The sequence below is a fragment of the Streptomyces sp. R44 genome, assembly GCF_041053105.1.
Lineage (GTDB): Bacteria > Actinomycetota > Actinomycetes > Streptomycetales > Streptomycetaceae > Streptomyces.
The window spans coordinates 8,598,203-8,622,075 of sequence record NZ_CP163444.1; the positions used below are offsets into that span (position 1 = coordinate 8,598,203).

The 23,873-nt window shown below is 71.3% G+C and carries 25 protein-coding genes and 1 pseudogene; 19 read left to right on the top strand and 7 right to left on the bottom strand.

What is annotated here, in order from left to right; genetic code table 11:
* Window positions 1-40 precede the first annotated feature (40 nt).
* From AB5J54_RS39725 to AB5J54_RS39735, 3 genes are all read left to right on the top strand, one after another.
* A complete protein-coding gene (locus AB5J54_RS39725) occupies window positions 41-568 on the top strand; it encodes a hypothetical protein (RefSeq protein WP_369148866.1) in 528 nt (175 codons plus the stop codon).
* Between the two features lie 156 nt (window positions 569-724).
* Window positions 725-892 (top strand): hypothetical protein, encoded by a 168-nt coding sequence (locus AB5J54_RS39730; RefSeq protein WP_369148867.1) that lies wholly within the window; start codon window positions 725-727, stop codon window positions 890-892.
* Window positions 893-938: 46 nt separating this feature from the next.
* Window positions 939-1,391 carry a DUF5709 domain-containing protein gene (locus AB5J54_RS39735; protein WP_369148868.1) on the top strand — a complete coding sequence of 151 codons (453 nt, stop codon included), beginning with the start codon at window positions 939-941 and terminating at the stop codon, window positions 1,389-1,391.
* A 1-nt stretch (window position 1,392) separates the two neighbouring features.
* Here AB5J54_RS39735 and AB5J54_RS39740 read toward each other — a convergent pair whose 3' ends face one another.
* The gene (locus tag AB5J54_RS39740; protein WP_369148869.1) at window positions 1,393-2,559 is read right to left on the bottom strand and encodes a PucR family transcriptional regulator; all 1,167 of its coding nucleotides are present in this window, start codon (window positions 2,557-2,559) and stop codon (window positions 1,393-1,395) included.
* A 145-nt stretch (window positions 2,560-2,704) separates the two neighbouring features.
* Here AB5J54_RS39740 and AB5J54_RS39745 point away from each other — a divergent pair, with 145 nt between their 5' ends.
* Window positions 2,705-4,192 (top strand): long-chain fatty acid--CoA ligase, encoded by a 1,488-nt coding sequence (locus tag AB5J54_RS39745; protein ID WP_369148870.1) that lies wholly within the window; start codon window positions 2,705-2,707, stop codon window positions 4,190-4,192.
* Here the strand turns inward: AB5J54_RS39745 and AB5J54_RS39750 are convergent, their stop codons facing one another.
* A complete protein-coding gene (locus AB5J54_RS39750; protein WP_369148871.1) occupies window positions 4,193-4,618 on the bottom strand; it encodes a tautomerase family protein in 426 nt (141 codons plus the stop codon).
* A gap of 44 nt (window positions 4,619-4,662) precedes the next feature.
* Window positions 4,663-5,364 carry an SDR family oxidoreductase gene (locus AB5J54_RS39755; RefSeq protein WP_369148872.1) on the bottom strand — a complete coding sequence of 234 codons (702 nt, stop codon included), beginning with the start codon at window positions 5,362-5,364 and terminating at the stop codon, window positions 4,663-4,665.
* 108 nt (window positions 5,365-5,472) lie between these two features.
* Here AB5J54_RS39755 and AB5J54_RS39760 point away from each other — a divergent pair, with 108 nt between their 5' ends.
* Window positions 5,473-5,955, top strand: a complete 483-nt coding sequence (locus tag AB5J54_RS39760) for a winged helix-turn-helix transcriptional regulator (RefSeq protein ID WP_369149611.1) — start codon at window positions 5,473-5,475, stop codon at window positions 5,953-5,955.
* A 31-nt stretch (window positions 5,956-5,986) separates the two neighbouring features.
* Here AB5J54_RS39760 and AB5J54_RS39765 read toward each other — a convergent pair whose 3' ends face one another.
* The 4 genes from AB5J54_RS39765 to AB5J54_RS39780 all read right to left on the bottom strand — a co-directional run bounded on the left by AB5J54_RS39765 (window position 5,987) and on the right by AB5J54_RS39780 (window position 10,770).
* Window positions 5,987-7,198 carry a helix-turn-helix domain-containing protein gene (locus tag AB5J54_RS39765; RefSeq protein WP_369148873.1) on the bottom strand — a complete coding sequence of 404 codons (1,212 nt, stop codon included), beginning with the start codon at window positions 7,196-7,198 and terminating at the stop codon, window positions 5,987-5,989.
* Between the two features lie 216 nt (window positions 7,199-7,414).
* Window positions 7,415-8,356 (bottom strand): hypothetical protein, encoded by a 942-nt coding sequence (locus tag AB5J54_RS39770; protein WP_369148874.1) that lies wholly within the window; start codon window positions 8,354-8,356, stop codon window positions 7,415-7,417.
* 44 nt (window positions 8,357-8,400) lie between these two features.
* Complete coding sequence (locus AB5J54_RS39775; RefSeq protein ID WP_369148875.1) at window positions 8,401-10,014, bottom strand: DUF6801 domain-containing protein; 1,614 nt, start codon at window positions 10,012-10,014, stop codon at window positions 8,401-8,403.
* Between the two features lie 120 nt (window positions 10,015-10,134).
* Window positions 10,135-10,770, bottom strand: a complete 636-nt coding sequence (locus tag AB5J54_RS39780) for a hypothetical protein (protein ID WP_369148876.1) — start codon at window positions 10,768-10,770, stop codon at window positions 10,135-10,137.
* Window positions 10,771-11,344: 574 nt separating this feature from the next.
* On the opposite strand from AB5J54_RS39780, the gene AB5J54_RS39785 reads away from it, so the two are divergent.
* From AB5J54_RS39785 to AB5J54_RS39850, 14 genes and pseudogenes are all read left to right on the top strand, one after another.
* Entirely contained in the window at window positions 11,345-12,355 is a 1,011-nt protein-coding gene (locus AB5J54_RS39785; protein ID WP_369148877.1) for an ABC transporter ATP-binding protein, read from the top strand.
* Window positions 12,352-13,116, top strand: a complete 765-nt coding sequence (locus tag AB5J54_RS39790) for an MlaE family ABC transporter permease (RefSeq protein ID WP_369148878.1) — start codon at window positions 12,352-12,354, stop codon at window positions 13,114-13,116. Before AB5J54_RS39785 ends, AB5J54_RS39790 begins: the two co-directional genes overlap by 4 nt.
* 5 nt (window positions 13,117-13,121) lie before the next feature.
* Window positions 13,122-13,928, top strand: a complete 807-nt coding sequence (locus tag AB5J54_RS39795) for an MlaE family ABC transporter permease (protein ID WP_369148879.1) — start codon at window positions 13,122-13,124, stop codon at window positions 13,926-13,928.
* Window position 13,929: 1 nt separating this feature from the next.
* Window positions 13,930-15,183: an MCE family protein gene (locus AB5J54_RS39800; RefSeq protein WP_369148881.1), complete on the top strand. Its 1,254-nt coding sequence runs from the start codon at window positions 13,930-13,932 to the stop codon at window positions 15,181-15,183.
* Window positions 15,180-16,235, top strand: coding sequence for an MCE family protein (locus tag AB5J54_RS39805; protein ID WP_369148882.1), 1,056 nt, complete (start codon window positions 15,180-15,182; stop codon window positions 16,233-16,235). The genes AB5J54_RS39800 and AB5J54_RS39805 overlap by 4 nt, the downstream gene beginning before the upstream one ends.
* The gene (locus tag AB5J54_RS39810) at window positions 16,232-17,281 is read left to right on the top strand and encodes an MCE family protein (protein WP_369148883.1); all 1,050 of its coding nucleotides are present in this window, start codon (window positions 16,232-16,234) and stop codon (window positions 17,279-17,281) included. Before AB5J54_RS39805 ends, AB5J54_RS39810 begins: the two co-directional genes overlap by 4 nt.
* Window positions 17,278-18,303: an MCE family protein gene (locus AB5J54_RS39815; protein ID WP_369148884.1), complete on the top strand. Its 1,026-nt coding sequence runs from the start codon at window positions 17,278-17,280 to the stop codon at window positions 18,301-18,303. The genes AB5J54_RS39810 and AB5J54_RS39815 overlap by 4 nt, the downstream gene beginning before the upstream one ends.
* A complete protein-coding gene (locus tag AB5J54_RS39820; protein WP_369148885.1) occupies window positions 18,300-19,514 on the top strand; it encodes an MCE family protein in 1,215 nt (404 codons plus the stop codon). Before AB5J54_RS39815 ends, AB5J54_RS39820 begins: the two co-directional genes overlap by 4 nt.
* Complete coding sequence (locus tag AB5J54_RS39825) at window positions 19,511-20,785, top strand: MCE family protein (RefSeq protein WP_369148886.1); 1,275 nt, start codon at window positions 19,511-19,513, stop codon at window positions 20,783-20,785. Before AB5J54_RS39820 ends, AB5J54_RS39825 begins: the two co-directional genes overlap by 4 nt.
* Window positions 20,782-21,294 (top strand): hypothetical protein, encoded by a 513-nt coding sequence (locus tag AB5J54_RS39830; protein ID WP_369148887.1) that lies wholly within the window; start codon window positions 20,782-20,784, stop codon window positions 21,292-21,294. Before AB5J54_RS39825 ends, AB5J54_RS39830 begins: the two co-directional genes overlap by 4 nt.
* A complete protein-coding gene (locus AB5J54_RS39835; RefSeq protein WP_369148888.1) occupies window positions 21,291-21,971 on the top strand; it encodes a hypothetical protein in 681 nt (226 codons plus the stop codon). Before AB5J54_RS39830 ends, AB5J54_RS39835 begins: the two co-directional genes overlap by 4 nt.
* Window positions 21,972-21,997: 26 nt before the next feature.
* Window positions 21,998-22,540: a hypothetical protein gene (locus AB5J54_RS39840; protein WP_369148889.1), complete on the top strand. Its 543-nt coding sequence runs from the start codon at window positions 21,998-22,000 to the stop codon at window positions 22,538-22,540.
* Window positions 22,541-22,590: 50 nt separating this feature from the next.
* Window positions 22,591-23,310: a hypothetical protein gene (locus AB5J54_RS39845; protein ID WP_369148890.1), complete on the top strand. Its 720-nt coding sequence runs from the start codon at window positions 22,591-22,593 to the stop codon at window positions 23,308-23,310.
* 318 nt (window positions 23,311-23,628) lie between these two features.
* Window positions 23,629-23,853, top strand: a pseudogene (locus AB5J54_RS39850) (molybdopterin-binding protein); the annotation flags it as partial.
* Window positions 23,854-23,873 lie beyond the last annotated feature (20 nt).

The following is a 23,873-nucleotide window of genomic DNA, read 5'->3' on the forward strand; positions in this document are numbered from 1 at the left end:
ACGGCGGCGGAGTGCTGCCGTCGGGGGAAGTGAGCAAGCCATGGCCATGGTGGGCCTGTTCTGGATCGCCGAGGGCGACGTGTACGTGGGCGCGAAGCCGTCCGGTCTGGCGCCCGGGGTGCGCCTGACCCCCGACGGCGTGGTGGTCCTCGGCGAGGGACAGTCCGGCCTCCACCTGTGGGAGGACATACGTGCCCTGACGGTGGCGGACGTCCCGGTGAAGTCCTTGAAGCGACAGGTCGGTGTCGTCACGGACGTGGCCCTGGAGGTGGTGATGAACCTCGCCATGACCCTGGGCCCGGGCCTCGGGGGCGAGGCCCCGCCGATGATGACGCTGGGCCTGGAGTCGGAGGACGGCGCGTACGAGCTGAAGGCGTACGTGGCCGCGGCCGTCGGCTACTCCCCGACCGAGGTCGAGCTCTCCCGCGCCCTGCTGTCCCGCCTCACGGAGGGCGAGGCGACGATGGCCACGACGCTGGCGGCGATGTCGGAGTGGGGGCGCGCCCGGGAGGGCGGGTCGCCCCGCGCGTCGCAGCGCGAGGAGCTGCTGCGGGGGTGGGTGGACTAGCCACCGCATCGGGTTGCGTTCGCACCCCAGGCGGGGACCATGGAAGGGAGAACAGGGATTCGACGCCCGTCGAATGCGCCCGGCCGGTCCCCGTCCTGACCGCCACGCGTCCGATACGGCAGCCGGTATCGACCGCACTCCCTCTCAGGAGGCGTCATGACCGAACCCGACGACCCACTCGGCCAGTGGACGGGTCGGTTGCTCCGGCTCGGCGTCGGCATCTCGCCCGAGGCCGCTCGGAGTTTCGTGCATGACCTGTACGCGAAGGCCCAGTCCGACCTCGACGACGAGCGGGCGGAGGCCGACTTCCAACGGGAGGAGTGAAGCCGGGCGAGAGCCGTCGTGAACCTGGTGAGGAACGGAGTTCCACATGACCGGTACGGAAACGTGGGGCGATGACGTCTACCAGCCCGACGGCAGCGAAGTCCAGGACGACGCGGGTGTCCTGGACTACGAGGACACCCTGGAGGGACCGGCCGGCGACCCCCTCGACGCGGGGTACTCGCCACCGGAACGCCCTCTCGGAGCCGAGCACGCGGGAGTGACCGCGGCCGAACGGCAACACGGTGAGTCCCTCGACGAGCGCCTGGCGGAGGAGGAGCCGGAGTTCCCGCTCCTCGACGGCGACGGCCTCGGTGACACGACGGACACCGACGGCGAGCTCCTGGACGACCAGGTCGGCGGCCGGCGCGCGGGCCGCCTGATGTCCGAGGACGAGGGGACGGGCCCCGTCAGCCACGAACTGAACGCCCGGGACCTCGGCATCGACGGCGGCGCCGCGTCCGCCGAGGAGGCCGCGATGCACATCATCGACGTGGAATGACTCAACCGGTCTTCGGATTGCGGACCGCGAGGAGTGCCGCGCCGATGTCCGCGGCCGCCCGCGGGTCGGAGAGGGAGCGGCCCGTCAGTTCCTCCACGCGCCGCAGACGGTAGCGGACGGTGTTCGGGTGGACGAAGAGGCTCCGGGCCGCGGCGGCGGCCGAGCCGGCGGCGGCGAACCAGTGCTCCAGGGTGCGCAGCAGCCGGGACCGTTCCGCGGCCGGCAGATCGAGCACCGGCCGGAGCACCACCTCCATCAGGTGCGCGGCCTCGGCCGGAGCGGCCGCCACGACCATGGCCAGCGGATTGTCGTCGAAGCGGGCCACACCGGGGCCGGTGCCTTCGAGCCCGGCCAGGGCGAGACGGGCGAAGCGCAGGGCCTGCGGCGTGTCCCGCAACGACCGGAAGCGCGGACTGAAGCCCACGCGGGCCCGCGTCCGGCGCAGGATGCGCAGACACGTGGCCTCCTCCGCCGCCGTCGGCAGGGCGATCAGGGCGAGCTGCTGGTCCGGCAGGAGTCTCCAGGCGGACGGCAGGTTCGCCTGCCGCAGCGCGGCCTCCGCTCCGGTGAGCGGTTCCTCGCCAGGAGTGCCGGCCTCCGCCGCGGCGACCGCATAGGGCCCGTGCTCGGGCAGTCCCAGTTCGCGGGCGGTCTCCCACAGCGTGCGGTCGGTGACGATCCCGGTGAACAGCGCCTCCACCAGCGCGGAGCGCCGTGCCTGGCCCTGTGAGGTGAGTTCCGCGGCCGTCTCCCGGTAGGCCACCGCAACCGACTCGGCGTACAGACCGGACAACGCCCAGAACTCCGTCGACTCCGACAGCAGCAGGTCGTCGGAGATCTCGGGGCGGGCCCGGGCCTCGGCCAGGATCTCCGTCCACAGGAGCTGCGAGCCGATCCGGTACGCGTGCAGCGTGTCCGCCAGCGGTACCCCCTGCTCGGCCCGGAGCCGGCCGGTGTCACGGGCCGAACTCGCGTCCGGGGTGCCGCCGAGGCGGAGGTGGGTGAGGATCAGGTCCGCGTTGGCGGTGCAGGAGAGGCGCAGGGACTCCAGCGGGATCAGCGACTCGTCCTCGTACGCCTCGACCTCCGCGCGGATGCGCAGCGCCATGCGCTCGCCCAGTTCCGGAAGCCCCGCCTGGAGCGTCGCCGCCACACCCGAAAGGATCATTCGTGCAGCTTAGCGCCGCTGGATTGTTGCCGGTGACAATCAGGAAGGTCATCCGTTGTCGTACCGGCCATAGGCCGGGACCGCATACCCCTGCAAGATGTCGACGATGTAAACATTCGGCGATTCCGTGTAACGGAGGCGGGTCATGGCCAATCTGGCAGGGTTCCTCGTGGAGACGGCTGCGCGGCAGCCCGAGCGTCCCGCGCTGCGCCTGGGGGAGCAGGTCATCACGTACGCGGAGCTGGACGAGCGCAGCGCCCGCGTCGCCGCCCTGCTGAGGGCCGAGGGGGTGCGGCCCATGGACCGGGTCGCGCTGATGCTGCCGAACGTTCCCGAGTTCGTCGTGCTGTACTACGGCATCCTCCGCGCCGGCGCGGCCGTCGTTCCGATGAACCCCCTCCTGAAGACCCGGGAGACGGAGTACCACCTGGCCGACGCCCGCGCCGTGCGGCTCTTCGAGTGGCACCAGGCGCCGGGCGAGGGCGCTCAGGGAGCGGCCGCCGCGGGCGTGCGCCACACGGCCGTCGAACCCGGCGAGTTCGCCGCCATGCTGGCCCGGCACGAACCCCTCCGCGAGGTCGACGAGAAGGCCGACCAGGACATGGCCGTGCTGCTGTACACCTCCGGGACCACCGGCCGCCCCAAGGGAGCGGTCCTCACCCACGGCGGGCTGCGGCACAACACCGAGGTCAACAGCGTCCACATCCAGGAGATGACGCCGGAGGACGTGGTGGTGGGCTGCCTGCCGCTGTTCCATATCTTCGGCCAGATCTGCACCATGAGCGCGGCCGTCCGCAGCGGCGCCTCGCTCGTGCTCATCCCGCGCTTCGACCCGGGGGCCGTCCTGGCGGCCATCGCCCGCGAGCGGGCCACCGTCTTCGAGGGCGTGCCGACCATGTACGCGGCGCTGCTCCAGCACCCCTCGGACGCGGACGTGTCGACGCTGCGGATGTGCATCTCCGGCGGCGCCTCGCTGCCGGTCGAGATCCTCCACGGCTTCGAGCGGCGCTTCGGCTGTCCCGTCCTCGAAGGCTTCGGCATGTCCGAGACCAGCCCGGTGGTCACCTTCAACCACCCGGACCGGCCCCGCAAGGCCGGCTCCATCGGCACCCCCATCCGTGACGTCGAGGTGCGGCTGCTCGACGACAAGGGACAGGACGTGGCCCCCGGCGAGATCGGTGAACTCGCCGTCCGCGGCCCCAACCTGATGCAGGGGTACTGGGACCGCCCCGAGGAGACCGAGGCCGCCATCCCCGACGGCTGGCTCCGGACCGGTGACCTCGCCCGCGCCGACGAGGACGGCTACCTCTACATCGTCGACCGCAAGAAGGACATGATCATCCGCGGCGGCTACAACGTCTACCCGCGCGAGATCGAGGAGGTCCTCCACGAGCACCCGGCCGTCGCCCTCGCCGCCGTCGTGGGCATCCCGCACGCGGAACTGGGCGAGGAGGTCGCGGCCGCGGTCGTGCTGCGCCCCGGCGCGGAGGCCACCCCCGAGGAACTGCGGGAGTACGTCAAGGACCGCGTGGCGGCCTACAAGTACCCGCGCCGGGTGTGGCTCGTGGACGCGCTGCCGCTGGGACCGAGCGGCAAGATCCTCAAGAGGGAGATCACCGTCCCGGCCGGGTGATCAGTAGGCGGTCGCCCGGTTCTCCTCCGCCCAGAGCCGCTCCGTGTCGGAGCCGCCGGGCGGAGGGACGATCCCGTTGATCATCCAGAGCTCCTCGCTGGTCTCGTCGACGTGGAACTCCCAGTGGAGCCCGGCGTGCCGTTCGAGGTGGGGGCGCACCATCTCCCTGATCCAGCGGGCCGTCCGGCGCCTGCTGTCCTCGTCGGGGTTGCGCCGGGCGATGTGGTCGATGGTGATGCGGACCGCGATCGGGGCGGGCTCGCCTCCGACGTAGAAGTCCTCGGGTCGGGTCTCGTGGAACAGGGTGACCACGTAGAAGCGGGGCAGACCGACCTTCTCGTAATGGTCCGCGACGGTCGAGGCGAGCCGGTGCTTCTCTTCGGCGGAGAAGATTCCCGGCGTGTGGTGAACGGTCCACAGGGGCATGGGGGTTCGTGGCTCCTCAGTCAGGGGGTAGGGGGGCAGGGGGGTCAGCCGGCGGCCGAGAAGGTCAGGTGTTCCACGGGACCGGACAGCGCGGACTTCACGGTGACGCTGACGTCGTCGGCGAGCACCTCGGCGTCCCCGGCCTCCAGGCCGTCCACGATCCGCGCGGCCACGTCGGCGGGCTTCGCCTTGCTCCGGTCGAGGGCGGAGACCATGTCCGTGTCGATGAATCCGGCGTGCACGCCGACGACCTGCGTGTGCTGCGGCGCCAGTTCGAGCCGGAGCGAGTTCGTGAGGGACCAGGCCGCAGCCTTGGAGGCCCCGTACGCTCCGCTGCCCGCCAGCCAGGACAGTACGGAGTGCATGTTCACCAGCGCTCCGCCGCCGTTCTTGGCGAGGACGGGCGCGAACGCCCGCGCCACCCGCAACGGCCCGAAGACATTGACCTCGAACGTCTCGGCCGTCTGCCCGAAGTCACCCGTGAGCAGCGGCGAGGGCAGCAGGACCCCGGCGTTGTTGAACACGATGTCGGCGTCCGAGGCGAGCTCCGCGAGGGAGGCGACCGACTCGGCCGAGCGGACGTCGAGCACGGTGGTCACCACCCGCGGTCGCTCGTCCACGTACGCCGAGCGGGCCGTCGCGTACACCTTGCTCGCCCCGCGCGCCAGCACCTCGTCCACGAGCGCGGCGCCGAGCCCTCGCCGCCCGCCGGTCACCACGACCACCTTGCCCATCACCGCAACCACGGCACTCACTCCTCGTTCGGCCGGAGATCTGGATAACGACCTCGTTAGTCAGATGCAAGCACGCCAGGGCTGAGTAACGCAAGCATTAGCTACACTGGGCTCGTGGCGATGAGGTTCGAGAAGCGATTGAGCGACCGGGACGCGTGGTCGATCGGCGACGGGTGCTCGGCCGGCCGGGTGCTCGACCTGCTCAGCACCCGCACGGTCTTCATGGTCGTACGGGAGTGCTTCTACGGCACGACCCGGTTCGAGGACTTCGTGGCGAGGATCGGCACCTCCGCGCCCTCGGTCTCCCGCGCGCTCAAGCAGCTGGAATCCGCCGGGGTCGTGGCGCGCACTCCCTACCAGGAGCCGGGGAAGCGGGCCCGCGACGAGTACCGGCTCACCGAGGCGGGCGAGGACCTGCTGCCGGTCTTCCTGTCGCTGATCCGGTGGGGTGACACCTACCTGCAGGACGGCCGTCCGCCGCTGGCCTTCGTCGAAGCCGGCAGCGGCCGCCCGCTGGACGTCCGCGTGACCGCCGAACCGGCGCCGGAGGCGTCGTCCGACGACATCGAGATCCGCCTGCACCCCGACTGGCGTCGCGACTGACGCTCCCGCGGTGCGCGGAGGCGTACGAGGCTCAGTCCGCGCGCTTCCTGCCGTGGAGGTGCAGCGAGCGCAGGGCCGCTTCGAGGGCGAACCGGTGGTCGGGGTCGAGGAGCCGGTCGCCGAAGTGGTTGTCCAGGTTCCGCAGCCGGTAGCGGACCGTCTGGGCGTGCACGCCCAGCATCTCGCCGACCTGTTCGGCGGGGGCGCGCGTGGAGACGTGGACCCGCAGGGTCTCGATCAGCCGCTCGCGCCGGGTGCCCGAGAGGGCGTCGAGCGGGGCCAGTTCGCGCGCGGCGAGATGCGCCGTGAGGGCCGGGTCGGACAGCAGCCACAACGTTGTCAGGTGCTCCTCGCAGTGCACGAGGGGCGCGTCCGCCACGATGCCGTCGTCGATGAGCTGCAGCACGCGCCGCGCCCAGCGGATGGAGTGCGCGGCCTGCACCGGCGGCACGGTCAGACCGACGACGGCGGGGGTGCCGGCCAGGGCGGATTCGAGCATCGCGAGGCGCTGCGGGGTGAGCGGCCCCGGGATGAGCAGGTGCGGCTGGGGGAGGCTGAGGTCGGCCAGGACGTCCCGGTCGAGCCCCGCCTGGATGAGCTCGGCGACCGGAGGGCGGAGGGCCACCAGGGTGCACGCGGAGGGGAGCTCCCAGGAGGCCTCCTGGCACAGCTCGGCGATCGTCGCCCGGGGCAGCGGCGGCCCCGCGACGACGAGGTGGAGTAACTGTCTTCTCCGCGCCGCCGCGTCGGACACGGCACGGGCCTGGGCCATGACGTAGCCCTCGCGGGACAGGGCTTCGAGCTCCTCGACGTACGCGAAGAGGGCGTCCGCGAAGGCCAGGATCAGGGTGGGGGAGAGGTTGTAGGTGCGGCCGATGCTCTTGGCCCGGCGCAGCGCGATGCGCGCCCCGAGACGGTAGGCGCCCTGCAGACTGTCGAGGTCGCGGCCCTCGTAGGCCTCCACGCGGCCGAACTTGCGCAGGAGCTCGTCCCGGAGGGCCGACTTGGTGCCGGGCGTGGCGACCCGTTCCACGAAGGCCGCCAGGGCCTGTTCCACGCCCTGGCGGATGGCGTCCGAGTGCGGTCCGTTGAAGAGATGGGCGTACACGGGATAGGTCCGCTGGACCTCCATGCCGATCTCCTTGATGAGGCCCGGGATCTCCGGCCTCATCAGGTCGGCGAACTCCCTGGGGAGCGGGTCGAGCGGCTCGCCGATGTTCGGGGACTGTGCGGTTGCGGGCATGGAACCGATCCCTTGCTCTCCTGCGCGACCGGTGGGGAGCGGCGGTGCGGCGCCCTCCGTCGTGGGGTGGGCGCCGCCTCGGCCGTCAGGTGCGTACCAACGGGGACTGCTGAAGCTAAATCAACTGCTGTGTGCTGTACACAACTTGCGCAAGAGTTGGCGGTCCGGAGGCCCGTACGGCGCCGGACTAGGCCGGGAATCGACCTTGGGTGGCCGTTACCTGACGGCCGAGTGCCAGTTCTGGGAGAAGACCTTGCCGGCATCGGGGGCGATGACGCCGGGGGCGTACAGGCCGGTCAGGTAGGTCTGGGTGTTGTTCAGGGTGAGGACGTTCCGGCCGGAGGCGGCGGGCAGCCCCGTCTTGAGGTTGACCGCGCCGTTGACCAGGCCGAGCCCCAGACCGCAGCCGCTGGCGCCGGGGACGGCGAAGGTGGTGTCGACCTGGGTGGAGCCGAGGAGGTTGAGGCGGCTCATGTCGCCCTCCTCGTTCGGGGTCCCGTCGCCGCTGAAGCGCTCGACGGAGAAGTCCGGCGCGGTCTTGTTGCTCGGGCGCAGCAGGATCGGGTGGGACTTCGTCCCGATGTAGCAGTTGCTCCCGAGGAACGGGTTCTCCAGGTGGATCCGGACCGGGACGGTCACGATCGGCATGTCGGTGAGGACGCCCGCGATCTGGTCGAAGTTCGAGGGCGTGCCGACCGATTCCATGGTGGCGGTGATCTTGTTGAGGTTGGCGTCGGACAGCTGCCGGCAGATGTCGGTGATGAAGGGGATGTCGCTCGGACACATCAGGCCGAGCAGGCCGCCGGGGACGGTGGCGGAGTCCGCGATGAGCGCGCCGGCGGGCGGGGGGACGACGGTGTTGGTGCCGTCGGCGTTCTGGACCACGGCGAACTGGAGGTTCGTCCTGCCGGTGACGACCGTGGTGTTGCCGAGCTTGATGGAGCCGCCGGCCGAGGAGGAGGACACGCACTGCGGCGACCTGTCGAGGCCGTCGGCGGCGAGGATCGCGGGGGCGTCGACGGGGCACCGGTCGAACGGGGCCCAGTCGCCGTTCAGCTGCGGAGCGGCCGCGGTCGCCGTGCCGAGGGAGACGAAGGCGCCGAGCGCGGTCAGCGCGGAGAGGGTGGCGAGTCTCGTGCGGGAGGGGACGAGGGACATGGCGGTTGCCTTCCGTCGGGGAGAGGGGGGACGGGCGGGTCGGTTCAGCGTTCGGGCTTGGGGACCACGTACGGCTGGCGGTCCTCGGTGCACTGGCCCTCGGTGGGCACCTCGACGCCCACGGCGCAGGTCTGGCCCTGGATCTGCTTGATGTAGTTGCCGGGGCCGGAGATGGAGGCGGTGAGGAGCCTGTCGAGGTTCTCTCCGCCGGCGCCGCACCCCTTGAAGGCGGGGATGGTCACCTCGCCGGTGAGCGGGCCGCCGCCGGTGAGGAGGTAGCCCGTCGCGTCCGTGCCGTTGATGAGCTGCCCCTTGCCGAGAAGTACGAGGTGGTCCCCGGGGTACTTGGCGGGGTCGGGCTCGGGGGAGCCGAGCGGCTTCTCGGTGCGGCAGTCGGGCCCGACGTCCAGCCGGGTGCCGTTGACCCGGACGTCGAGCACGCGCAGGACGAAGCGGGCGCGGATGTAGGTCTCCGAGAGGTTGTCGGGGAAGACCAGGAGGACGTCCGAGTCGACGGTCATGGTCCCGATCTGCTCCAGGACCATGGTGGCCGTGGCCGGCGCGAAGTCGAACGTCAGGAAGGTGGCCTTGAACGGAGGGGTCTGCTTGCGCCCCTGGTAGGAGAGGTGTCCCGTCGACGGGGTGAGGAGGTGGAAGCTTCCGTCCGGCCGGGGGTCGAACACCGGCTCGCCCTGCTCGATCAGGACGCAGGACACCGGGATGATGTTGGCGCCGTTCAGCTTCCGTACGTTGGAGTAGCCGGTGATGTACGCCGCCAGTGAGGTGGGGGTCGGCTTCTCCGTCACGCAGGGCGGTGCGGCCGGCCGGGCCGCCGGGGTGCCGGGCGTGTCCTCCTCGGTCACCGTCGGGCCCCTGCCCCGGTCCGCCTGCTGCCCGTTCCGCGGGGCCTTCGGGACGGGGCCGGCCGCCGTTCCCGGCATCACCGGGACCGTCCGTCCCGAGGGGGAGGACGGCCGGGAGGAGGGGGACGCCGAAGGGGCGGACGGCGAAGGGGGAGGGGTGCTCGGTTCCCTGGTGCCGGCACCGACCGGAACGGTGGCGAGCAGCGTCCGGCCCCCCGCGTCCTGGCCGGGGACGCAGGTGACGGAGAGGGAGGCGGGGGCGGTGGGTGCGTCGCCGGTCGTGCCGGGGGCGAGGTCGAGGGCGAGACCCGCGGCGGTGAGGGTCAGATCGCCGGTGGTGTCCGTCGTCAGGGCCGGCACGTCGCCGGTCGTGGTGAGCACGAGCGGCCCCTCGGCGGGGACGTCGAGAGACTGCGCCGTGCCGCTCCATGTGGCCTGCGCGCGCTGCTCGTTCTGCGCCACGTCGACCGTGAGCCGGGTCTCCGCCCGTACGGCGGAGCCCAGGGAGGCCCTGAGGTCGGCCGCGGCCGGGAGTTCCACCGTCGTGGTGACGTCGGTGGCCTTGATCTCCTCGCCGGGGGCCGCCCGGTCGGGGAAGGCCGCCGTGATCCGTACCGTCGCGGACTGCTGTCCCGAGGGCAGGGTGCAGACGTAGGGCAGCGAGGTGTCGACCTTCAGCGTCCCGACGGCGACGGCTGCCGCGGGGAGCAGGGGGGCGAGCGCCACGAACGCGGCGATCGCCGCGCCGCGCGCGCGGACACGGGAAGGTCGAGGGGTGGGCCCGGGGCCTCTCATCTGTTGCTCCGCTCGGGTCGTTCGTGTGCCGACGGGGAAGGGCGGCCGGCGAAGGGCGCGCACAGGCCCGCGTCCGCCCGGCCGGGGTCGCCGGCCGGACGGACGCGGGTTTCTGCGTCCTTACGGGTTGGAGCCGACGATCGTCGGGATGGTGCTGGTGCCCGCCACCTTGAAGAGGTACGTGCCCTTGAAGATGGGCTTGGCGCCGACCGGGACGGCGGAACCGCAGCCGCTCGACGAGACGACGGTGAGCTCGCCGGAGACGCTGTTGACGGCGAGCGCGCCCGTCGAGTTGGTGTACGTGCTGGACGCCTTGCCCGTCACGCGGAAGACACAGGCGCCGACGGTCACCGTGGCGTCGACGTTGCCGACGTAGCCCTTGGTGACGCCGGTCGAGGCGGTGTAGTCCTGCGCCACGATCGTCCAGGGGGTGGCCGGGACGGTGGTCACGGGGCCGAGCACGCTGGTGCAGGGCGTGCCGCTGGCACCGAAGGCGATGGAGTTGATGGTGCCGACGGTGGCCGGGTTGCCGGTGGTGCTCTGGCCCGAGCCCGAACCGTTCGACTTCGTACACGTCATGGCGATGCCGTTGACGCTGAGGACGATGTTCCCGCTGTTGACCGCGGTGATGCTGGCCGGGGACGGGCTGACGGTCCAGACCGTGGACGCCACCGCCGACGCGGGGCTCACGGCCAGGGCGAACGCGGCCGAGGCGGCTCCGGCGACGACGGCGAGCTTTCTGATGGGCTTCTTCATGGCTCTGGGACTCTCCTTGGGGATTGACCGGCAGAGGGGTGGCCGCGGTGGGGGTCGAGCGGCCGGCGGCCCGGCATTTCTCGGCCGCGAAACCAGACGTTACTTGCGGGAAACTTAGCTGAACAATGGCGAAGTCCATGATTCTTTGGAGATGTCGGAATGCCTGTCAAGTGGGTGAGCGATGGCGTGAATCCCCTTGGTTCCAGGGTGCGCATTGTCGACAATTCTGATCGATCGCCGAGGTCGCCCACCCCTCTTCCCGGTGATAAGTGCGGAGACGGAACTGTCTCCCGTCTGACAAATGTTCCGCCGTTTGATTCCGAGCCGGGAAAACTCGGAATCGGCTATTGCCGCGAGAGGTTACTCGGCCGTAGCGTTCCCGGGGCGGCACACCGTCGCAGGTCGGCGCCGCTCTCTGTCTCCACGGAGACAAAGGCCGAACCCGGCCTTGTCTCCCCGGTGACAAATACGGGAGCCGATCAAGAAAATCGGCGCCCGCCTATTGTCCGGGTGATCCGCACCGCCTTAACGTGCGCCCGCGGCGCACACCCGACGCACGCTTGCTGGAGGTGGGATGGGAATCGAAGTAGTCGTCGAGGGGCTGACCATGTCCTTTGGCAAGCAGAACATCTGGCAGGACGTGTCGCTGACCCTGCCGGCCGGAGAGGTCAGCGTCATGCTCGGCCCTTCCGGAACCGGGAAGACGGTCTTCCTGAAATCCCTCATCGGACTGCTGAAACCCCAGCAGGGCCGCGTCCTCATCAACGGTGTCGACATGGTCAGCAGTCCGGAACGGGACATCTACGAGACCCGGAAGCTCTTCGGCCTCATGTTCCAGGACGGCGCCCTGTTCGGCTCCATGAGCCTCTTCGACAACATCGCCTTCCCGCTGCGCGAGCACACCCGCAAGCGGGAGTCCGAGATCCGGCGCACCGTCATGGAGCGCATCGAACTCGTCGGCCTCCTCGGCGCGGAGGACAAGCTGCCGGGCGAGATCAGCGGCGGCATGCGCAAACGCGCCGGGCTGGCCCGCGCGCTCGTCCTCGACCCGCAGATCGTGCTGTGCGACGAGCCGGACTCCGGACTCGACCCGGTCCGCACCGCCTACCTGTCCCAGCTGCTCATCGACCTCAACGCGCGGATCGACGCGACGATGCTCATCGTCACCCACAACCTCGACATCGCCGCCACCGTCCCCGACAACATGGGGATGTTCTTCCGGCGCAGGCTCGTCACCTTCGGCCCCCGCGAGGTCCTCCTCACCAGCGACGAACCGGTCGTGACCCAGTTCCTCGCCGGCCGCCGCGAAGGCCCCATCGGCATGTCCGAGGAGAAGGACGCCGCCCTCCTCGCCGCCGAGGCGGACAACCCGGCCGGCCACTCGACGGCGCCCCGCGTCATCGTCCCGCAGCTGGAACCCTCCCCGGGCCTGCCGCCCCGCGCGGCCGTCACCCGGCGCAGGGAGCGCGTCCTCGGCATGCTCGACCAGCTCCCGCCCGCCGCCCGCGCCGCCATCCGCGACACCTACGCGCGGACCGCCGCGGCGCCCACCCTCACCCTGCCGGCCACCGGGAGCGGCTCGTGATCACCGGCGCGCTGCGGCAGACCGGCCGCCTCTTCGCCCTCGCCGCCGAGGTGAGCCGGGCCGTCTTCCGGCGGCCCTTCCAGTTCCGCGAGTTCATCGAGCAGTTCTGGTTCGTCGCGAGCGTCACCATCCTGCCCGCCGCACTCGTCTCCATCCCGTTCGGCGCCGTCATCGCCCTCCAGGTCGGCTCCCTCACCCAGCAGCTCGGAGCCCAGTCGTTCACCGGCGGCGCCAGCGTCCTCGCCGTCATCCAGCAGGCCAGCCCGCTCATCGTGGCCCTCCTGATCGCCGGTGCCGGCGGCTCCGCCATCTGCGCCGACCTCGGCTCCCGCAAGATCCGGGAGGAACTCGACGCGATGGAGGTCATGGGCGTCTCGCCCGTCCAGCGACTGGTCGTCCCGCGCGTCCTCGCCACGATGGCGGTCGCCGTGCTCCTCAACGGCATGGTCTCCGTCGTCGGCACCCTGGGCGGCTACTTCTTCAACATCGTCCTCCAGGGCGGCACCCCCGGCGCGTACCTCTCCAGCTTCTCCGCCCTCGCCCAGCTGCCCGACCTCTACATCAGCGAACTGAAGGCCCTCGTCTTCGGGTTCATCGCCGGCATCGTCGCCGCCTACCGCGGACTCAACCCCCGCGGCGGACCCAAGGGCGTCGGCGACGCCGTCAACCAGTCCGTCGTCATCACCTTCATGCTGCTGTTCTTCGTGAACATGGTGCTCACGGGCATCTACCTGCAGATCGTCCCGCCGAAGGGAGGCTGAGACCGATGGCCTCCCCGTTCGTGTGGCTCGACCGGTCCGGCGACCAGCTCCTGTTCTACCTCCGAGCCCTGCTCTGGATCCCGCGGACCCTGCGCCGCTACCTCAAGGAGGTGCAACGGCTGCTCGCCGAGGTCGCGTTCGGCTCCGGCGGCCTCGGCGTCATCGGCGGCACCATCGGCGTCATGATCGCGATGACGCTGTTCACCGGAACCGTCGTCGGCCTCCAGGGCCACGCGGCCCTCGAACAGATCGGCACCGCCGCCTTCACCGGATTCGTGTCCGCGTACTTCAACACCCGCGAGATCGCCCCGCTCGTCGCCGGACTGGCCCTCTCCGCGACCGTCGGCGCCGGATTCACCGCCCAGCTCGGCGCCATGCGCATCAACGAAGAGGTCGACGCCCTCGAAGGCATGGGCATCCGCTCCATGCCGTACCTGGTCACCACCCGCATCATCGCGGGCGTCGTCGCCATCGTCCCGCTCTACGCCATCGGCCTGCTCTCCTCCTACCTGGCCTCCCGCTACGTCACGGTCCTCTTCAACGGCCAGTCCCAGGGGACCTACGACCACTACTTCAACCTCTTCCTGTCACCGACGGACGTCCTCCTCTCGGTGCTGAAGGTGTTGATCTTCAGCGTGATGGTGATCATCGCCCACTGCTACTACGGCTTCCGCGCCTCCGGTGGCCCCGCCGGCGTCGGCATCGCCGTCGGCCGCTCCGTACGCAACGCCATCGTGCTGATCAGCGTCACCGACTTCTTCCTGTCGCTGGCCCTCTGGGGCGCGACCACGACCGTGAAGGTGGCGGGGTGAGATGACCGACTCACGTGCCGAGACCGTCCGCCGCCGGTTCGCCGGCGTCGTCTTCCTCCTGGTGCCCGTCCTCCTCGCGTCCCTCGCGGTCGCCGTCTACGACAAACGCTTCACCGACTCCGACCCGGTCGTCGTGGAGACCGGCAGCGTCGGCAACGAGATGCACCTCGGGGCCGAGGTGAAACTGCGCGGCGTCGTCATCGGCGAGGTCCGCGCCATCGACGCCATCGACGGCGGAGCCCGGCTCACCCTCGCCATGCGGCCCGGCACCCTGCGCCACGTCCCCTCCGACGTCCGCGCGCAGATGCTGCCCACGACCCTCTTCGGCGAACGGTTCGTGGCCCTCGTACCGCCCGCGGCCCCCTCCGCGCGGCCCCTCGGCCCCGGAGACGTGATCCCCGAGGACCGATCGAGCAACGCCGTGGAACTCCAGCAGGTCCTCGACAACGTCCTGCCCCTGCTCACGGCCGTCCAGCCGCAGAAACTGTCGGCGACCCTCTCCGCCGTCTCCCGCGCCCTGGAGGGGCGCGGCGACAAGCTCGGCGAGACCCTCGCCCGACTCGACGCCCACCTGCGCGAGTTCAACCCCCACCTGCCCGCCCTCACCCGCGACCTGAAAGAGCTCGTGAAGGTCAGCCACCTCTACGCGGACGCCGCCCCCGACATCGTCACGGCGCTCACCGACTTCACCAGGACCAGCGGCACCCTCGCCGAGAAGGAGGGCGAGCTGGCCGGCACCTTCGGCGCCACCACCCGGACGGCACAGGACCTGACCGCCTTCCTGCGGCAGAACAAGAACAACATCATCCGCCTCAGCGCCACCAGCAGGCCCACCCTCGAACTCCTCGCCGAGTACTCCCCGTCCTTCCCCTGCACCCTGCGCACCCTCGCCCAGTTCGTGCCCGCCATGGACAAGGCCCTCGGCAAGGGCACGAACCAGCCGGGACTGCACGTCGAGGTGACCACCGTCCCCTCGCGCGGTGCCTACGTCCCCGGCCGCGACGCTCCCTCGTACGGCTCCGGCGGCGGCCCCCACTGCTACCCCGTGCCCTACCTCGGCGTCCCGGCCGCACCCGCCGCACGGGCGTCCGCCGCGGCCGACCAGGACCTCGGGCCCGCCAACTCCCCGCAGGAGAACGACCTCGTCAACGAACTCCTCGCCCCCGCCGCGAAGCAACGGCCGGGCGACCTGCCGGACTGGTCCAGCCTGCTCGCCGGCCCGGCGTTCCGCGGTGCGGAGGTGACCCTCCGATGACGACACGGCCCTCCCACACGCGACGACGCGGCCTGACCGGGACCGTCCTCAAGTCCCTCGCGTTCGTCCTCGTCACGGCCCTCGCCACCACCGTCCTCGGCTTCAGCATCGCCAACACCGGCGTCGGCTCCGCCACCCGCTCGTACAAGGCGCTGTTCACCGACGTCACCGGGCTCGTCGAGGGCGACTCCGTGCGCATCGCCGGAGTGAAGGTGGGCGAGGTGACCGATGTGCGCGTCGTCCAGCGGCGCACCGCCCAGGTCACCTTCACGGTCCGCGAGGACCGCACCCTGCCCCGGTCGGCGACCGCCGCCGTGAAGTACCTCAACATGGTCGGGCAGCGGTACGTCTCCCTCGGCCGCGGCACCGGCGACCTGACCGGCACCCTGAACGCCGGCGACACCATCCCGCTCGACCGCACCACACCCGCACTCGATCTGACCCTGCTCTTCAACGGCTTCAAACCACTGTTCGAGGGGCTCTCGCCCGCCGACGTCAACGACCTCGCCGGCTCGCTCGTCCAGGTCCTCCAGGGCGAGAGCGGCACCGTCGACAGCCTCCTGCGGCACATCGGCTCCCTCACCAAGACCGTCGCCGCCAAGGACAAGGTCATCGGCGAGGTCGTCACCCACCTCAACACGGTCCTCACCACCCTCAACAACCGCGAGGCCGCCTTCGGGGACCTCGTCGTCACCCTCCAGAAACTCGTCACCGGCTTCAACACCGACCGCAAACCCCTCGGCGAGGCGGTCAAGGCCATCGGCGACCTCACCACGACGACCGCAGGACTCCTCCAGGAAGGGCGCGCCCCCCTCAAGAAGGACATCCGCGAACTCGGCCGCCTCTCGGGCACCCTCGGCGACCACACCCCCGCCATCGAGACCTTCCTCGCCCACACGCCCGGCAAGATGACGGCCCTCGCCCGGCTCTCCTCGTACGGATCGTGGTTCAACCTCTACCTCTGCGAGGCGCGCGTGAGCGGCGTGGGAACCTCCGACGGCTCGAAGCCGCCGACCGGCATCGCCGTGACCGAGACGAGGTGCCGCGGATGAGCCCGCGCGTCCGGCTCAAGCCGGTCAAGGAGCGCAGCCCCGTCGCCGTCGCCCTCGTCGGCCTGCTGGTCCTCGCCCTCATGGCCGTCCTGGCGTACAACGTGGAACGGCTGCCCCTCGTCGGAGGCGACACCGCCTACAGCGCCGACTTCACCGAGGCCGCCGGACTCGACGCCGGCGACGAGGTCCGCATCGCCGGGGTCAAGGTCGGCAAGGTCACCGAGGTCGCCCTCGACGGACCCAGGGTCAAGGTGACGTTCGAGGTCGGCGACGCCTGGATCGGCGACCGCTCGACCGCCGCCATCGCCATCAAGACGCTCCTCGGCGAGAAGTACCTGGCCCTCGACCCCCTGGGCTCCGCCCCGCAGGACCCCGGCACCCGCATCCCGCGGTCCCGCACCACGTCCCCGTACGACGTGACGCAGGCCTTCCAGGACCTCAGCGGCACCGTCGACGCCATCGACACCGAGAAGCTCGCCGAGAGCTTCCAGACGATCTCCGACACCTTCGAGAACTCCCCGCCGCACGTCCGCAACGCCGCCACCGGCCTCTCCGAGCTGTCGAAGTCCGTCTCCAAGCGCGACACCGAGCTCGCCCGGCTCCTGGAGAACAGCAAGAAGTTCACCAAGACCCTGGAGGACAAGAAGTCCAGCTTCGAGATCCTCATCGAGGACGGCGGTTCGCTGCTCGGGGAGCTCAAGAAGCGCCGCGAGGCCATCCGCGCCCTGCTCAAGGGAAGCCGGGACCTGGGCACCGAGCTCAGCGGCCTCGTCGGCGACAACAACCGGCAGCTCGGTCCCACCCTCAAGGCCCTCAGCCGCGTCACCGGCGTCCTGGAGAAGAACAGCGGCCAGCTCGACAAGACGCTCGCGCTGATCGGCCCGTACTACCGGCTCGTCGGCAACACCCTCGGCAGCGGCCGCTGGTTCGACAGCTACCTGTGCGGCGTGGTGCCCCGCACCTACCTGCCCGAGGCCTCGCAGCCCAGGACCGGATGCCTGCCGCCGAAACAGACGGCGACGGCCAAGGGGAGCGGTGAACGATGACCAAGTCCAGAAAGCCCCTCGTCGCCGGGCTCGCCCTCGCGGTGCTCGCGGCCTGCGGCCTCGTCGCCGTCCGCGTCCTCGACGACGACGGCATGCGCGTCACCGCGTACTTCGACCGGGCGGTCGGCATCTACGCCGGATCCGACCTGCGCGTCCTCGGCGTACGCGTCGGGGAGGTGGAGTCCGTGGAGCCGCAAGGCACCCGGGTGCGCGTCGAACTCCGCCTCGACGAAGGCATACGCGTCCCCGCCGACGCGCGGGCCCTCGTCGTCGCACCGAGCATCGTCGCCGACCGGTACGTCCAGCTCACCCCCGCCTACAGCACCGGCCCCACGCTCGCCGACGGCGCCCAGCTGCCCGCCTCCCGCAACCGCACCCCCGTCGAGATCGACCAGCTCTACGACTCGATCACCGAACTGAGCAAGGCGCTCGGCCCCGACGGCGCCAACTCCGCCGGAGCCCTCTCCGAACTCCTGGACACCGGAGCGAAGAACCTCAAGGGCAACGGCACGGCCATCGGCACCTCCATCGAACAGTTCGGCAAGGCCGCCAAGACCCTGGACGGGAGCAGCGAGAACCTGTTCACCACCCTCGGCCAGCTCCAGACCGTCACCACCATGCTCAAGAAGAAGGACGGCGACGTCCGTACCGCACAGGAACGCCTGGACGAGGTCGTCGGCTACTTCGCCGAGAACAAGGACGACCTCGCCGGCGCCCTCAAGGAGCTCGGCAAGGCCCTCGCCCAGGTCAAGACCTTCATCAAGGACAACCGCGGCGAACTGAAGAAGAACGTCGACCGCCTCGTCCCCCTCACCCAGACCCTCGTCGACCAGCGGGCCTCCCTCGCGGAGGCACTCGACGTGGCCCCGCTCGCCGCGGGCAACGTCGTCAACGCGTACAACCCGGCCACCCGCACCCTCGACGGCCGCGCCAACCTCAACGAGATCAGCATGGGCGGACCGCTGCTGCCCCTCCCGGTCACCGGAGCCTCGTATGCGAGCACCGGGGAGGGGAACCGGTGAACGCAGACTCCCTGCCCTCCCGGAAGGCCCTCGGCGCAGGAGCCGTAGGAGCGCTCGCACTCGGCCTCGGGCTCGCCGTCGTCCTCGGCGCGCTCCCCTCGAACCCCGTCCGGTTCGACGGCATCGAGGACCTCCCACTGCCCGGCGGCGCCGACCTCGGCCCGCACCCGTACACCGTCACCGCCGAACTCGACGACGTCCTCAGCCTCGTCCCGCAGTCCGCGGTCAAGGTCGACGACGTCGCCGTCGGCCGCGTCACCGCCATCGAGCTGGGGGGCACCGGCACCTGGTCCGCCCGCGTCACCCTGAAGATCAACGGCGACGTCCGCCTCCCCGCCGACGCCGGCGCCCGCCTGGAACAGTCCAGCCTCCTCGGCGAGAAGTACATCCAGCTCGTCGCCCCGCGGAAGGACACCGGCCCGCACCTCACCGACGGCAGCGTCATCCCCCTCGCGCGCACCAGCCGCAACACCGAGGTCGAGGAGGTGTTCGGCGCCCTGTCGCTGCTCCTCAACGGCGGCGGCGTCAACCAGCTCAAGACCATCACCCGCGAACTCGACGCGGCGCTCGGCGGCCGCGAACCCGAGGTCCGCTCGATGCTGAACCGCGTGAACACCCTGGTGACGAACCTCGACGCGCACCGCGGCGACATCACCCGCGCCCTCGACGGCGTCAACCGGCTCTCCGCGACCCTCGCCGGCCGCAAGAAGGACGTCGACACCGTCCTCACCGGCCTCTCGCCCGGCCTGAAGACGCTGGAGAAGCAGCGAGGCTCCCTGCTGACCATGCTGCGCGCCCTGGACACCCTCTCCGGCGTCGCCGTCTCCACCGTCGACGCGAGCAAGAAGGACATGGTCGCCGACCTCAAGGCCCTGGCGCCGACGCTGACGGCCCTCGCGGACGCCGGAGCCGACCTGCCCGCCTCACTCCAGGTGCTCCTCACGTATCCCTTCACCGACGAAGTGATGCGCGGCATCAAGGGCGACTACCTCAACACCTATCTCCACCTCGCCGCCGCCCCGGGCACCGAGGTCATCCCGCCCCTCATCCCCAAGGCAGAACCCACCCCGACGCCCACGCCGCCGGCCCCGGATCCGACCTCGCGGCGGCGAACGGAGACCGACGGAACCGCGCCGAGCCCGCGATCGGCGCTGCCCCTGCCCCCGGTCACGACGGCCACCACACCCCCGGACGGAGGTGAAAACCGGTGATCACCCGAACGGTTCGGCTGAAGAACCTCGCGTTCCTCGCCATCGCCGTCCTCGTCCTCGGCTTCGTCGGCGTCCGCTACGCCGACCTCGGCCGCTACGCCGGCGTCGCCGACCACTACACCGTCCGCGTCCATCTCGCCCGTACGGGAGGCCTGTTCACCCACTCCGACGTCACCTACCGGGGCGTCTCCGTGGGCCGCGTCGGAGCCATCGACCTCACCGCCGACGGCGTCGTCGCCGAACTGCGCATCAAGAACTCGTCGCCCCGGATCCCCGCCGACGCGCGCGCCGTGGTCGCCGGACTCTCCGCCGTCGGCGAGCAGTACATCGACCTCCGCCCCGAGAGCGACGGCGGGCCCTACCTCGCCGACGGCGCCCGCATCGAACAGTCCGACACCGACGTGCCGGCGCCCGTCACCGACGTGCTCGCGAGCATGAACGACCTCACTCGCTCCGTACCCCTGGACTCCCTGCGCACGGTCGTCGACGAACTCGGCAAGGCCTTCGAGGGCCACGGCGACGACCTCCAGGTCCTCCTCGACAACGGCAGCCGGTTCGTCCAGGCCGCCGACCGGTCCCTGCCGGCCACCACCCGGCTCATCGACGACGGCGAGGTCGTCCTGCGCACCCAGGCCGACGAGAGCCGCGCCATCCGGGACTTCGCCACCGGCGCCCGCGACCTCGCCGCCACCCTCAAGGGCTCCGACACCGACCTGCGCCGCCTCCTCGCCGTCACCCCCGAAGCGACCGGCCAGGTCAGCGGCCTCCTGCGCGATCTCGACCCGAGCCTCGGCGTCGTCCTCGCCAACCTCCTCACCACCTCGGAGATCGCCGTCACCCGGCAGCGGGGCACGGAGGAACTCCTCGTCAAGTTCCCGGCGGCCGTCTCGGCGGGAGCCACCACCGTCGACGGAGGACACGTGAACTTCGGCATGGCCGTCACCTTCTTCAAACCACTGCCCTGCACCTCCGGATACGGCGGTACGCGCTACCGCAACGGACTCGACCTGGGGACCGCGCCCGCCCTCAACACCCGCGCCTCCTGCACGTCCCCGGCCTCCACCGGCGTCAACGTCCGCGGCTCGGCCCACGCACCCGGGACCGGCGTCGTCCCCACCCCGGCCCGGCCCGGCTCCCTGCCCTCCGGCAGCGCGCGCACCACCACCGGTACGCAGCAGGCCCTCCCCGGCGCACTCGCCCTCCCCGGCGACACCGGCGGCCCGACGGACATGGCCGGCCTCCTCGGCCTCACCACCGGGAGCACACGATGAAGCGCGCCAAGGCCCTGGGCACCGCCGCCCTCGTCGCCGCCCTCGGTTTCTGCGGGACCGGAGCCTGGACCTACGCCCAGGCCCGTACCGACGAGGAACTCGCCTTCAGCCGCGAACGCGACACCGCCCTCGCCGAGGGCCGCAGCCGCGTCACCGTCCTGAACACCCTCGACGCCTCGACCCGCGAACGCGCCGAAGCGGGCATCCGCGCCTGGCGCGACGCCTCCACCGGGCCCCTCCGCACCGAACTCGGCCGCACCGGACCCACGGTGGGCGCCTCGGCACGCGCCACGGTCACCGAGGCCGCGCTCACCGCCCTCGACACCAGGGCCGGTACGGCGAAACTCCTCGCGACCGTACGCGTCGACGTCACCCCGCGCGGAGCCGCGACCGCGACCACCGACCGCAAACGCCTGGAGGCAGTCCTGACCCGCACGGGCGAGCACACCTGGAGAGTCGCGGCACTGAGCGCGGTGCCGGTCGCAGGAGCGGAGGGCGGGGACCAGTGACGCGACTGCTGCGCAAGGAGACCGGCGGGGACACGGAGACCGACGGGGACACGGAAACCGGGGACACGGAGACCGACGGGGGAGAGGCCCCGGAGTCCGTCGGCGACGACCGGCCCGGGGCGATGCCGGCCCCCGGCGAGGACGCGACCGGACCCATCGACAGAACCGGACGCCGTTCCGCCTCCGCCTGGCGAAAGGGCGCTCTCGCCGCCGCGGTCACCGTCCTCCTCCTCGGCGGCAGCGGCTTCTTCTACGCCGCCCACCAGCTCCGGTCCACCCCGTCGGCGCGCAACCACGCGCTCACCGACACCGAGGCCACCACCCGCGTGAGCGGCGACGTGGCCGAAGGACTCGCCCGGGTCTTCTCCTACACGGCGAACACCGACGCCGCCGAACGATCCGCCCGCACCGTCCTCGCGGGGCGCGCCGCCCGCCAGTACGGCGACCTGCTCGCCCAGGTCCGCGCGAGTCTGGTCGACCAGCGCATCACCCTCTCCACCCAGGCCGTCCGCACCGGCGTGATCGAACTCGACGGGGACAGCGCGCGCCTCCTCGTCTTCCTCGACCAGACCTCGCGGCGCGACAAGGCCGCCGCCACCTCCGCCGCGGCCCAGCTCACCGTCACCGCGAAGTACCAGGGGGACCGGTGGCTGATCGTCGACATCAAGGCCCGCTGACGATGAGCGGGAGACAGGAGAAGCCCATGACACGCCAGGTCCGCGCCTCGGCGGGCAACCGGCCGGCCCTGGCCGTGGCCCTCGTGCTCACGCTGGTCGCGGGCGGCTTCGCGGCCTGGGAGGGCCGGAGCTGGTACGCCGCGGCCCACGACGACTCCGCGGCGTACGCCGTGCAGCGCGACCGGGCGCTCGCGGCCGGAGAGCAGGCCGTACAGAACCTCAACACCCTCGACCACCGGCGCGTGGACCAGGGCCTCGACCTCTGGGAGACCTCGACGACCGGCGAGCTCCATCAGCAACTGGTCGACGGCCGCGCGGAGTTCACCAGCCAGGTCAAGACGGCGAAGACGGTGACCACGGCCCGGGTGCTGTCCGGCGCCGTCACCGAACTCGACGACAGGGCGGGGCGGGCCCGGCTGCTCGTCGCCCTGCGCATCACCGTCACGACCCCCGACAGCAAGAGCACGGAGAAGGACAGCCGCATGCTGGGCGAACTGACCCGCGCCGACGGCCAGTGGAAGCTCAGTGCCCTGGGGCAGGCCCCCGTGGGCGGCACGGCGACCGGTTGACCGGACCGTCCCGTACGCGAGAGCCGCACGCACCCGAAAGGACCCGCACGATGCCGACGCCCCGCCACCACCTCAACCGCCAGCGCCGCCGCCAGTCCCTCGCCGCCCCGTCGGCCCCCGCGACCAGGACCCACTCGCCGGTCGCTCTCCTTCCGGAGCCCGAGCCCGAGCCCGAGCGGGAGTCGAAGCCGAAGCCCGACCCGGGCACCCCGGAGCCGGCAAGAGACGGGACGCGGAGGCGCCGCGTCTCCCCCCTGGTCCTCCTCTGCGTCCTGACCCTGCTGCTCGGGGGCTTCGCGGGGTGGGCGCACAGCAGGGCGGGAGAGCTCCGGGAGGACCCGGCGCGCGGCAATACGGCCCTCACCGACCTCGCCCGGACCAGCGAGATCAAGGGGCAGACCGCCGCGGCGGTCGCCGCCCTCTTCTCGTACGACCACGCCGACACGGGTCCCTTCGAGCGGGCGGGGAAGACCCTCCTCACAGGCAAGGCGGTGGCCCAGCACAAGACGCTGTTCAGCGGGGTGCTCGCCCAGGCCGCGAAGCAGAAGACGGTGATCACCACGACGGTCACCGACAGCGCGGTCGAGCGCATCGACGGCGACCGCGCCCGGGTGCTCGTCTACGCCGACCAGAGCAGTGTGAGCACGGCGGGAACCGGCAAGGCGAAGACCGATGATCGGGGTGTCTACGCGGGAGCGGTGTTCGCCGTGGACGTCGTGCGCCGCGACGGCCGCTGGCTCGTCGAGAACATCGACACCTTCGGCCGCTGACCCGCCCTCACCGGAGACGGCGAGGGCGCCTGCGTACCGAACCACCGCGTGCGGTGCGCAGGGCCCTCCCGTCCGGCCGTCCCCTCGCGGCGAGAGCCACTCCTCCGCAACGGGCCGGTGCGGCCAGTCAAGCAGCCCCGGCCCGTGGGGGCGATTGGACGCACACACGGAAACCGGACCCCTGCCAGCGGGATGGGCACGGTGGATCATCCAAGAGGTGAATGGTCAGTCTAGGGTCACATCTGCAAGTCATTCCGGCGATGACCTCTCGCGGATGCAGGCGATGGATGTGACGCCGGTCGCGATCGGAATCATCCACTCGCGACCGGCCCCGTCGAGGGCATCTCCATCCGCAACCAGCTCGCCGGCTCCATCGCCGAGGTGTCGACGGGCCGCGCCATGGGCTCGGTGAAGGTCCCCGTCGCGGGCGGCGAGCTGACGGCCGCGATCACCAAGGACGCCGTCGAGGAGCTCGGCCTGGGAGCCGGCACCCCCGTGGTCGCCCTGATCAAGGCGACCGAGATCTCCCTCGCCGGCGCCTGATCGAGCATCAGACCTAGACG